At 38.2% G+C, this 12,318-nt stretch carries 9 protein-coding genes; 1 reads left to right on the forward strand and 8 read right to left on the reverse strand.

Annotation, left to right across the window (positions count from 1 at the left end):
* Nucleotides 1-11 precede the first annotated feature (11 nt).
* The 8 genes from O6P32_RS01050 to dnaN form a co-directional block, all read right to left on the reverse strand.
* Nucleotides 12-3,203, reverse strand: a complete 3,192-nt coding sequence (locus O6P32_RS01050) for a DUF3427 domain-containing protein (RefSeq protein WP_269876357.1) — start codon at nucleotides 3,201-3,203, stop codon at nucleotides 12-14.
* A gap of 289 nt (nucleotides 3,204-3,492) precedes the next feature.
* Nucleotides 3,493-4,143, reverse strand: a complete 651-nt coding sequence (locus O6P32_RS01055; RefSeq protein ID WP_269876358.1) for a hypothetical protein — start codon at nucleotides 4,141-4,143, stop codon at nucleotides 3,493-3,495.
* A 301-nt stretch (nucleotides 4,144-4,444) separates the two neighbouring features.
* Nucleotides 4,445-6,145 carry a tetratricopeptide repeat protein gene (locus O6P32_RS01060; protein WP_269876359.1) on the reverse strand — a complete coding sequence of 567 codons (1,701 nt, stop codon included), beginning with the start codon at nucleotides 6,143-6,145 and terminating at the stop codon, nucleotides 4,445-4,447.
* 19 nt (nucleotides 6,146-6,164) lie between these two features.
* Nucleotides 6,165-6,920 (reverse strand): 23S rRNA (guanosine(2251)-2'-O)-methyltransferase RlmB, encoded by a 756-nt coding sequence (gene rlmB, locus O6P32_RS01065; protein WP_178266444.1) that lies wholly within the window; start codon nucleotides 6,918-6,920, stop codon nucleotides 6,165-6,167.
* 21 nt (nucleotides 6,921-6,941) lie between these two features.
* Nucleotides 6,942-8,606 carry a DNA repair protein RecN gene (recN, locus tag O6P32_RS01070; RefSeq protein ID WP_269876360.1) on the reverse strand — a complete coding sequence of 555 codons (1,665 nt, stop codon included), beginning with the start codon at nucleotides 8,604-8,606 and terminating at the stop codon, nucleotides 6,942-6,944.
* 15 nt (nucleotides 8,607-8,621) lie between these two features.
* A complete protein-coding gene (coaBC, locus tag O6P32_RS01075) occupies nucleotides 8,622-9,815 on the reverse strand; it encodes a bifunctional phosphopantothenoylcysteine decarboxylase/phosphopantothenate--cysteine ligase CoaBC (protein WP_269876631.1) in 1,194 nt (397 codons plus the stop codon).
* 4 nt (nucleotides 9,816-9,819) lie between these two features.
* The gene (locus tag O6P32_RS01080; RefSeq protein ID WP_269876361.1) at nucleotides 9,820-10,596 is read right to left on the reverse strand and encodes a 3'-5' exonuclease; all 777 of its coding nucleotides are present in this window, start codon (nucleotides 10,594-10,596) and stop codon (nucleotides 9,820-9,822) included.
* Between the two features lie 28 nt (nucleotides 10,597-10,624).
* A complete protein-coding gene (gene dnaN / locus O6P32_RS01085) occupies nucleotides 10,625-11,749 on the reverse strand; it encodes a DNA polymerase III subunit beta (RefSeq protein ID WP_269876362.1) in 1,125 nt (374 codons plus the stop codon).
* 155 nt (nucleotides 11,750-11,904) lie between these two features.
* Between dnaN and O6P32_RS01090 the strand changes: the two genes are divergently transcribed.
* Nucleotides 11,905-12,276 carry a DUF3127 domain-containing protein gene (locus tag O6P32_RS01090; RefSeq protein WP_178266440.1) on the forward strand — a complete coding sequence of 124 codons (372 nt, stop codon included), beginning with the start codon at nucleotides 11,905-11,907 and terminating at the stop codon, nucleotides 12,274-12,276.
* Nucleotides 12,277-12,318 lie beyond the last annotated feature (42 nt).

Raw genomic sequence — 12,318 nt, forward strand, 5'->3', positions numbered from 1 at the left:
ATACTATTTTATCAGATTGCTGTTGCTACTTCAAGAATTGAAGCAGGAATCGGTTCTCTCATTTTCCAGTTAATTGTCATAGGACATTCTCCTTTTGCATCAATGAAATCAATAAATCCTAAACAGTGGTAAGGATTTGTAAAGCCATAACTATTAGTTTTTGTCTCACGGACAAAAAGCAAGAATCTCCAACCATTTGTGGATTGTTCCGTATATAACCTTCCTGCAGTAGAATTAGCCCTTGTATTATTCTGAGTTTGCCAATGAAATGTATGTGAATCAATAGCATAATCTTCATACATAGTCTCTGCTGAATACTCTTTATCGCTTTTATTAATAGTGCAAAATAAATACTGAATGTCACGTCCTTTTTTATCATTAAATAATCCTGTAATATTTCCTCTTGCAACATCCCCATCTGCTATAATATTAATTTCATCGCGAGAATACAGACCATATAATTTAAAATCTAAATCATCACATAACGGTTTTGTTATTCTATTAATATTGCGCTCAGTAAAATCTAATAGTTCTAGTAATTCTTGTTGTAATGATTTCATACCTTTTAGTGCATTAATAGCTTCCTCCATCGTTTGAAATGTAGTTCCCATCTCTTTATTAACTTTTTCAAGTTTATTAAAGAATAGGTTGTAATAGAACATTGTTATATAATGGTTTGGCAGATTTTTGATATCGTATATATTGAAATCATTTTTAATTACACCTTTAATAGCTTGTATAAAATCTTTATCATTAATATGGATAAATTGTCTAATATATTTTTCAACTTCTAGTTGTAAATCACTTGGATTATCTTGCAAAATATTCACTGAACGTTTTAATGCATTCCAGCAATTATCACTCTTGTTGTATAAAGCATAAGCCTCTAAATCATAATAATCTAAGAAATTTGAAATAGTCAATGTTTTTCCAGAATTATCTTCGAAACTTTGAATATCTCTGCGAAGCCGTTTCAAATTGAAAATAGAGTTTTTTACAGTTTCTAAAATTCGTTCTCGTGCAACTTTTTCCATTTCAATACTGCATCCTCGTGGCAAAAAAGAGAATCCATTTCTAATACCTTCTTCTGTACTTTTTCTACTACCTCCAGTAAGGGCTCTAAAGCGACTTTCATAATCGTATTGTTTATTTGCTTGTGCAATAAAATCAAGTACCGTTAATTCTGTTTTTCCATCTGCTATTCGAAGTCCACGTCCTAATTGTTGTAAAAAGATTGTTAAACTTTCGGTAGGTCTCAAAAAGAGTACAGTATCAATCTCTGGAACATCATAGCCTTCATTCATTATATCAACTACACATAAATAGTTAATATCACCACGGCTAAACTGTGACATAATTTCTCTGTGCTTCCCTGTGTTTTCAGAGGTCATAGCTGCAGCTTTATATTTACGACCTAACATTTTTGCCATGAAATTGGCATGTTTAATGGTGGCACAAAAACAAACTGCTTTTACTTCATGTGGATTTGTAATATAACGATTTAATGCATTATCTATAACCTCAATACGTTCATTATTAATTAATGTATTGCTTAATTCTGTTATATCATATTTTCCACTACAAAAAGTAATGTTTGCTAGGTTTACAGAATTATCTGTCACACAAAAATATTGGAATGGACATAATAGCTGTTGATTTAGTGCATCATATAGACGAATCTCTGCAGCAAAGCGATTATTAAAATCTGGTTTTATCATTTGTCCATCCATTCGTTCGGGGGTTGCTGTTAAACCAATTAAAATTTCCGGTGTAAAGATTTCAAAGACTTTCCGATATGTATCAGCTGTTGCATGGTGTACCTCATCTATTACTATGTAATCATAAAATTTCTTTCCAAGGCTTTTAAAAACTTCTATTCGTGAAGAAAATGTTTGAACTGTAACAAATAGATGCTCTAAATTTCCTTCTGTAGATGGGTGCAAATTGCCGGTCCAAATTTCACCAAAATTGCCATCTGCCATGACCGAGCGAAATGTAGAACGAGCTTGTTTTAATATCTGTTCGCGATGCACTACAAATAATAAACGAGCATTACGTTGATGTTTCTTTCGAAATGTTTTATTAAAATCTTTATAATCGAATGCACTAATAGCTGTTTTTCCAGTACCAGTTGCTGCGATAATAAGGTTACGATAACTATTTAATACTACACGTTCATAATTTAATTGTTCTAAAACTTTTATTTGATGAGTTTTTCGTTCAAAACGGACAACAATAGAATCTGTATTTTCATTTGAAGATACTTTTTTATTACGTTCTTGTGAAATAGCTTTTTCAAATTTTCTTAAGTCTTCTTCATTTTCTATAAACTCAAAGTTTTCATCATTCCAATATGATTCAAATGAAGCTTGAGCTTTCTCTATAATATGTTTATTTTCTACAGAAGTAACTCTAATATTCCATTCTAATCCTTTTGTAAAAGCCGATTTTGAAAGATTGGAAGAGCCTATAAATGCTGTATTTAAGCCATTAGTTCGATTAAATAGATAAGCTTTTGCATGTAAACGTTCTTGGCTTGATGTGTAGGATACTTTAATCTCTACATTCCCAAATTGCTTTAAATCTAATAATCTTTTTAATGCTTTAGGGTCACTATTTCCCATATAGGTAGTAGTGATTATTCGTAAATGACCACCTCGTTTTACGAATTCTTGTAGTTGTTCAATAATAAGGCGTAAGCCTGTAAATAGAATAAATGAAACCATCAAGTCAATACTATCAGCTGTCAATATATCACGTCTCATTTCCTCATCAATTGAAAGATCTCTGTTTGAGCCAGTAAAAAGATTACTCACACGATATCCAGAGGAAGGATGAATTAGTGCTTTCTTTTCTATTTGCTCTTTAGTATAGCCTACAGTATCATAGATACCACGTAGAAAGTCTTTTTCAATAGAAAGCATATCTTCAGAAAGATCTACTTGCCATTTTTCTTGAATGAACAAAAAAATTTCGTTAATACGTTTAATTTGCTCAGTGATAGTTTCATCAGATTTAGCGCGCTTTACATCTTTCAAGATATTAGATACGATTTCTGCCAAATAATTAGCAAAAAAGCTATTTGAATCAGCTGAATCTATTTTTTCTTTCGCTATATGATACCCATTTTTTATTTTTTCATTTAGCTTTTCGTTAATAGCTTCACTAATAAGGGTCTCATATACTCCAGGGGTTAGTTCCATAATAATATCTATAATCTAACTACAATAGTTGTGTTTGTTAATACAGAATCTATATATTCATTTTATTATCATATTTAATGACTTCAGATTCTACTTTCAAATATACGAAAAGAAAGATTATTGAGTGAAGGAACAGAGTAGAATTACTAGTTTGTTTAAGAAGTTATAAATATAGGCTCATACCCGTCTATCTACAAAAAGCCATAGCATACTGTCTTATACAGATTGCTATGGCTTTTTGTTTTATATTTTATACAAAAAATCTACTGAAATATTGAAAAATATTCTATTATTCTGGACTATCCTGAGGTTGATCAATCTTAGAAACTTTCATATTATCAGTATGTTTGGCTAGTCCTTCTAATCTTTTGGTGTTGTTAGCGATAGCAGCCAATGCCCTGTAGAGTTCTGCAATTAATCTTCCAGAAACAACAATGAGAAATCCCATGATAGGATACATGATTACCATGCTGAAACCAACACCCATAGGAAGTACGCTATTACCTAACATTCCTCCTAAAGAATCGTTTACTCCAAAGAGAACAAATAATAAGGATATCAAACATCCTCCAACTCCTATGTAAAAACCTAACCATTCTCCCATTGTCTGTATAAAATGTGAAACAACAGGAATGGCAATAAACTCATTTTCTTCTTGAAGATATTCTTTTACTTTTTTCTGACGGTTGCTCCATAAGTGGAAACTCATTATACCAAGGAAGATTAACAACAAGAATACCAAAATGCAAGCAAATATGTCTCCTCCAGACATATATTTGAAAAGTCCACTGTCTATTGTCAGAAAAATAATGTAAAGCGGAAACAACAGATTTAATACTGCTATTACTGCATAAAGCCAACGAAAAGGCTCACGGTAGAACTTACCTGTGTCAATATAACTCCACACGGTCTCAAAAAAAGCAAATAATTTGTTGTTCATAATACTAAGATTTTAAGTGTTATTATATGCTATAAAGCAAATATAACAAATCTTTTTATAAGACATATAAAAGTGTTCCATTATTTTAAACAAATATGATCATTACAAGTGGATGAATTTCTCTTTATTAGAAATGTAAGAAGAGAGAATAGCGTAAGAATGATAAATTCTTTCTGTATTTTTATAGCTAGTAATCAGTATATTGAGATTTAAAATATTTTTTTAAATTATAAGCAGATGAAGATATATACAAAATAAGCCGGACTGCAATGCCCGGCTTATTCTATAAATATCATCAAAATTATTTACTGTACTTCTTCAATAATTCATCGGCAACAGTATCACCCAGTTCTTTTGCTTTCTGCAAATTGTCTATACCTTCTTTAGTGTTTTTCTGCTGTACTTGGCAATAACCTAACATACGGTAAGCCGGTGCATTTTTCGGATCGAGAGAAAGAGCCGTACGAAGTGCCTTTATTGCTTCTTCTGCCTGATTGACACGCAAATGTACGCCTCCCTTTTCAATCCACAAATCTACGTTCTTGGGTTCAAGTTCTACAGCCTTGTTGATATCGTTGATGGCCTGCTGATACATACGGCACTGCATTTCTGCCTGTTCACGTATCAGATAAAATTCAGCAGAAACCTGTCCCATCATGGCATCGTAGAAGTGATTGTAGTCGATTACGGCTTCGCGGTATTTCTTCAGTTCGTTCTTCATACGGGCACGCTCGTACAGATAAGGAGCTGCATCCTTGCCATAAGGTTCGTTGAATCGGGCTACAGCACTATCCATTAATGCAATGACTTCATTCTTGTCTACATCTTTAATCAGTTCTTTCGTTTTCGCAGCTGCATAGAATGTGGCAGCCGATGCCATAGAAGATTGGTTTACCTTTTCATAACTTGCGTAAGCTTCGGCATATTTTTGCATAGCGAAATAGATATCGCCCTGTACCTGGTAATACACGCCCTCCTGTGCAATTTCAAGAGCTTTGTTGATTTCTTCTAAAGCACGTTCGTATGTCCAACTGGCATAAGCTTGTGCTCCGTTCAGATTAATCTGATAGTTATAAAGCAACTTGGCAATGTTGAAATGAGCTTCATCAGGCTTGGAGGCTACCTCCAGCATGTGTTCTAAATCTTGTGCTGCCAAAGCATTGTGGGTATCATCACGATATTCCATATACAAAGCTGCACGACGCTGATACCCTTCCATATTGCGAGGATACTGTGCAATAAAGTCGTTCAGCAACTCCAGATATTGCTCCCGATTAAGCTGAGAAGACATCATATATAAGTAAACCAGAGCTTGTGATTCGTCTTCAGGCAATCCTTTCTTGATACCTATGGAATTTAAAGTATAATCGTTGCCGGAAAGTGCATTGATGCTGAGTGAAGAAACATAACTGATACCTACGGCATAGCTTACTTTGCTTTCTGCATCGGCATTTTTCTGGATAAGTCCTAAGACTTCTCCTTCAGCATTCATTATGGGACAGCTTACAGTTTTATCACCAGTCTGCATCTGTATGGTATAATAATATGCATTGTTTCCGATGGTGTCTACCTTTTCTACACTTCCGCTCTGTCCGTTGACTGCTTTCTGGGTAGAATAGGGAAGAAGATATACAGTAGCTCCTTGAGGCACTGCCTGTGAAGCAGGTTGAAGTGCTACAGTCTTTTTATCTGTTTCGGTCTTGAACTTGACCACATCGTAAAGATCGTTTGCTCCCATAATGCATTTTACCGGGAGTTCCTTGCCATCGGCTGTAACCACTACGGCATGATGAGCACCTTTAAACAAGGTGTAATCGGATACAGCTGTTCCGCTTTCATCGATGTAAAAACCATTTCCTGTGTTCAGAATCTTATTGTCTTTATTATAAGTAACAACAGAGAAAACAGCTTTCTTTGCCTTATTGGCCCATTTGGGCAGACTTTGGGCAAACATCGTCTGGAAGCAGAATCCTCCGATAAGAAGAAGATATATCTTTTTCATGGTGAATAGTTGTAAAATATTACTGTGCTTCGTTATCAAATCCACGCTGTTTTACAGCTTCATAAATCAGAATACCTGCAGCAACCGATACATTTAGTGATTCGATTGAACCGAACAATGGGATCTTAATCCATTCGTCGCACAAAGCCAGATGTTCGTAAGGCACGCCAGTATCTTCAGCTCCCATAATAATACAGGTAGGGTCTTTATATTCGGCTTTTGTATAGTCGTAATCTCCTTTTTCGGTAGCAGCTACAATCTTGAATCCGCTTTCTTTCAGGAATTTGATAGTATTAGTCAAATTGTTTTCGCGACATACAGGAATAGTATGTAGTGCTCCTGCCGAAGTCTTGATGGCATCGGCATTTACGCTGACACTATTTTTAGAAGGAATGATGATGGCATCTACTCCGGCGCATTCGCATGTACGTGCAATGGCTCCGAAGTTTCTCACATCGGTCAGTCCGTCCAACATGATAAGCAAAGGATTCTTACCCTGTTCGAACAGGAAAGGAACAATATCTTCTGTGCGCTGATAAGTAATAGGAGAGATAAAAGCTACTACTCCCTGATGGTTTTTCTTGGTAATGCGGTTGATGCGTTCTACCGGCACACGCTGTACAGGAATAAAAGTTTCTTTCAGTACAGCAAAGAGTTCTTTCGACAGGTCGCTCTGAATATCTTTCTTCACAAGTACCTTGTCTATTTCTTTTCCGGCCTGTATAGCCTCAATGACGGCTCTAACGCCAAATATCATTTCATTTTTTTCTATCATATCTTCCTGTTAAAGTTATTTCTAATTAAATCCTAAAAGTGCCCGCGCATTATTAAGAGCTGCTTCTGTAAGGGTAGAACCACTTAGCATATTAGCTATTTCGCGAACACGTTCTTCACGGGTAAGCAAACGGATGTGGCTGTTCGTACCGGTTTCCGTATCTTCTTTATATACCTTGTAATGTGCGATACCACGGGCAGCAATTTGAGGCAAATGGGTAATGCTGATTACCTGACGGTTCTGCTTTCCCATATCCTGCATAATGAGTGCCATCTTTTCGGCGATGGAACCAGATACACCTGTGTCAATTTCGTCGAAGATGATGGTGGGGAGTTTCACTGCACCGGCAATCATTGCTTTTAATGAAAGCATGACACGGGCAATTTCTCCACCCGATGCAATGGATGCTACATTTTGAAGTGTCCCGTTTTTGTTGGCCGAGAAGAGGAAAGTTACACTATCCATTCCTTTGGCATCCGGTTCTTTGCGTGTAGTCATTTCTACAGCAAAACGGACATTAGGCATACCCAATGGAATAAGTAATGCTTGCATTTGTTCTTCAATCTGACGAGCCGAACGACTACGGCATTCGGTAAGGACGGCAGCTTGTGCCAGCACTTGTGCGTACAAGTCTTCTTTCCGCTTATTCAGTTTGGCAATGGTTTCATCGAAAGAGGTAATGGTGTTCAACTGATTGCGATATTTGTCTGTCAGTTCAATCAATGCTTCTACTGAATCTACCCGGTGTTTCTGCTGCAGATTGTAAATGAGATTCAACCGTTCGTTTACGAAATCCAATCGGGCTGGGTTGAATTCAATTTCCTCTTGAGCTCCGGAAATTTCACGGGAGATGTCTTTCAGTTCGATGTAGCAACTGTTCAGCCGCTCCCCCCATTCTTGTGCTGGGGTATATACCCGCGATACACTCTGGAGTGTCTGCATCGCTTCTTTAACCAATGACAGACCTCCACTTTCATCACCGTCTATCAATTGACCGGCTTTATAAAGTCCTGCCTTTATATCTTCTGCATGACTTAGAGTTTCTGCTTCCTGTTCCAAAGAAGTTTGTTCACCTTCTTTTAAATCGGCATCTTCCAATTGTTCAAGTTGGAAACGGATATAATCTTCATCCTGTCGGCTTTTTTCTGCCTGAGCAATAAATTCTTCAAGCTCTCGGCTTACTTGTTTATAAGTAGTGTATAAACGATGATAATCAGCAAGCTGTTTATCGTCTTGCGCCAATATATCAAGGATATTCAACTGAAATCCTTCTTTATTGAGCAACAGATTCTGGTGTTGGCTATGTACATCTATCAATCGTTCGCCCAACACTTTCATTTGTGCAAGGGAAGCCGGTGTATCGTTGATGAAAGCACGGCTTTTTCCATTGGCCGACAATTCCCGGCGAATGATACACTCTTCCGGTTCATATTCAATGTCGTTCTCCTCAAAGAATGCTTCCATGTCGTAAGTGGCAATACGGAATTTGGCTTCTACCACACATTTGGAAGCCCCGTTTTTGATTGCTTTCACATCGGCACGTTGTCCAAGCAGCAGCCCGATGGCTCCTAATATAATAGACTTTCCCGCACCGGTCTCGCCGGTAATAACAGAAAAGCCAGAAGTAAAATCGATGTCGAGCCGATCGATTAAAGCATAATTTTGTATATGAATAGATTGTAACATAGTCAGTATATCTGTTTATCTGAATAGCGATACCAGTTTGTCTACAATGTCTTTGGCAACTTCCTTTTTCGGCTTAAGTGGATAGGGGGTAATGCCTTGAGCATCGATAATAGAGATCTTATTAGTATCGCAACGGAAACCGGCACCAGCATCGTTCAGTGAGTTCATTACAATGAAATCAAGGTTCTTACGTTCCAGTTTTGATTGAGCATGAGCAATCTCATCGTTTGTTTCAAGAGCAAAACCTACAAGATGCTGACTTCCTGTTTTCATCTTACCCAGTTCGGATGCAATATCGTGTGTAGGTTTCAAACGGATTACCAGATCATCCTCTCCACGCTTGATTTTCTGATTGCTGCATTCTTCGGGTGTAAAATCGGCTACAGCAGCACACAAAATACCTGCATCGGCAGACGAAAAAGAAGAGATTGCTGCCTGATGCATCTGTGCAGCACTTTCTACACTGATGCGATGAATATTAGGATGCACAGGATTCAAGCTGACAGGGCCACTGATTAATGTAACTTCAGCTCCTCTCTCTGCACATTCTTCAGCCAATGCATATCCCATCTTGCCAGATGAGTAATTGCCGATAAAACGTACCGGGTCAATTTTTTCGTAAGTTGGTCCTGCTGTAATGACCACCTTTCGTCCCTGCAGATCCTGACGCGAAGCAAAGAATTGTTCCAATACTTCGATTATCTTTTCAGGTTCTTCCATACGACCTTTTCCAATCAGATGGCTGGCCAGTTCGCCTGCTGCAGGTTCAATAATATGATTACCGTACGAACGGAGAATGTCCAGATTGTGCTGAGTGGAAGGATGGGCAAACATATCGAGGTCCATTGCCGGAGCCACGAATACAGGTGCTTTCATCGACAGGTATGTAGTGACAAGCATATTGTCGGCAATACCATGTGCCATCTTTCCGATGGTAGAAGCTGTAGCTGGAGCAACAATCATGGCATCAGCCCATAATCCCAAGTCTACATGGCTGTGCCATGTCCCATCACGCTGTGAAAAGAATTCACTGATGACCGGTTTGCTGGTTAGGGCAGACAAGGTAATAGGAGTGATAAACTCTTTACCTGCCGGAGTGATGACAATCTGTACTTCCGCACCTTTTTTAATCAGCCCTCTTGTCAGGACAGCAGCTTTATAGGCCGCAATGCTACCTGTGATACCTAATACTATTTTCTTTCCTTTCATCATGTTATTTGGTCAGACCGCCTTCACGTAATCTGATTTTTGTCAGAACATTTTTTGTATTCAGAGTAAAGTCTCCGTTCATTATCCAGCCGTAATATCCCGGATCACGCAACAAAACTTCGCTTACCGGTATACCTTTGTATTTTCCAAAGTTGAATACTTCCACTCCCTTGTCATCGTACACTATGCGTCCAGCAAAGTCTACATTTTTACTGTAGGTAGAATATTCAGACAGAAAATTGATATCGTTTTCCAACACCTCCGGATAATGGTCGAGCTGTGCCTTCAAGACTTCATAAGTGGCACGTGTATCGGCTTCTGCAGTATGAGCATCCTCTAAGTTCTTGCCGCAATAAAACTTATAGGCAGCCGAAAGAGTACGCTGCTCAAGTTTATGGTAGATAACCTGTACGTCGACAAATTTACGCTTGGTAAGATCGATATCAATACCAGCACGGAGAAACTCTTCTACCAGTACCGGTACATCAAAACGATTGGAATTGAAACCGGCGATATCAGCTCCCTCAATGTCTTTAGCGATGTCTTTAGCTACCTCCTTGAAAGTAGGGCAGTCTACTACATCGGCATCGAAAATACCATGTACGGCAGACGATGCTTCCGGAATATGCATTTCCGGGTTGATACGCAATGTCTTTGCTTCTTCATTTCCGTTAGGATATACTTTCAGATAGCAGATTTCGACAATACGATCGGTGTTTATATTTGTTCCGGTAGTTTCCAAATCGAAAAATACCAGAGGATTCTTTAAGTTCAGTTTCATCTTTAAAATTTTTCAAATCTCCGAATTATTAATCATTCAGCATCATAGGCATCAGCAACATCAGCAAGTCTTCATTTTCATCCTGTTCTTCAGGTACGATAACTCCTGCACGTGAAGGATCGGCCAACTCGATAATGACATTCTGAGAAGAAATATTGTTCAGTATATCAATCAGGAATGACGATTTGAAGCCAATGCTCATTGCGCTACCGTCGTACTGGCAGATAATTGTTTCTTCTGCCGAAGTTGAGAAGTCGATATCTTGTGCCGAAATTTTCATTGAGTTGGCAGAAAGACTTAACTTAATCAAACTGCTTGCTTGAGAAGAGAACACAGAAACACGACGCAATGCACTGATAAATGCAGCACGGTCGATGATAGCCTTGTGCGGATTGTTTTGCGGAATCACTGAATTGTAGTTAGGGTAACGTCCTTCAATGAGACGGCATACCATGCGATAGTTTTCCAATGTAAAAGTAGCGTTACGGTCGTCGAATCCAATCTGTACATCGCCCTGTTCTTTAGGAAGCAGGTTTTTCAGCAAGTTGGCTGGTTTTTTAGGAAGAATAAAAGCAGCTTTTTCTGTACCCTGCGCCGCAAAAGTCTTGCAACGAACCAACTTATGCCCATCGGATGCGACCAAAGTGATGTCTTCGGTAGTGATATCGAAATAAATACCGTTCATTACTGGGCGGAGTTCATCATCAGCAGTAGCAAAAATACTGCGGTTAACCCCTGCCATAAGTACATCAGCTCCCATTGTTACCTGTACAGCATTAGCACCCAGCTCTTGTGCCTGTGGATATTCATCGGCACTCTGTCCCATCAGACTATATTTACCGTTCTGATATTGCACATTGATTTCCAAGTTGCTCATATCAATCTGGAAAGTCAGAGGCTGTTCGGGAATTTCCTTCAGAGCTTCCAGCAATGTCTTTGAAGAAACGGCAAAGCGTCCATCCTCTTCGTATTCATTGACTTCGATTGAAGTAGAAAGAGTCGTTTCGTTATCAGATGCAGTCATAGACAAAGTTCCGTCCTGCAGCTCAAGCAGAAAACAATCCAATATTGGCAATGAGTTTTTAGAGTTGATTACACGACTGATAGCCTGCAAGTGGCTGAATAATGCGGTACTTGAAACAATAAACTTCATAGTGTTTTTATATTTATAATATTTAATTCGGAATCCGTTATTTAACTGCCAAAGTTACGAAAAGATTATATAAGCGGCGCAAAAAGCTTTTAAAAAATTAGTGTACTTCTTAGGAAAAGCTTAATTTCGTGACCGAATTAAAATATATTTAGACAATGGAATTAGCAGGAAAAGTGATCGCTGTTCTCGAACCGAGAGGAGGAGTTTCCAAAAACGGTAATGAATGGAAAGTACAAGAGTATGTAATTGAAACGCACGACCAGTATCCGCGCAGAATGTGTTTTGATGTGTTTGGTGCTGATAAAATACAGCAGTTTAATATTCAGATTGGCGAAGAGCTGAATGTTTCTTTTGATATTGATGCCCGTGAGTGGCAGGGACGCTGGTTCAACAGTATCCGTGCATGGAAAGTAGAACGTGTAGGAGTAGCTCCTCAAGTTCCACCAATGGATGCACCTTTCCCTCCAATGAATGCGGCTCCAGTAGATTTTGCAGCAACTGACGAAAAGGACGATCTGCCGTTCTAATAAAATCAGTCTGTATAAAAGCAAGAAGCGTGTGTAAAAATT

The sequence above is a fragment of the Phocaeicola acetigenes genome, from assembly GCF_027529745.1.
Lineage (GTDB): Bacteria > Bacteroidota > Bacteroidia > Bacteroidales > Bacteroidaceae > Phocaeicola > Phocaeicola acetigenes.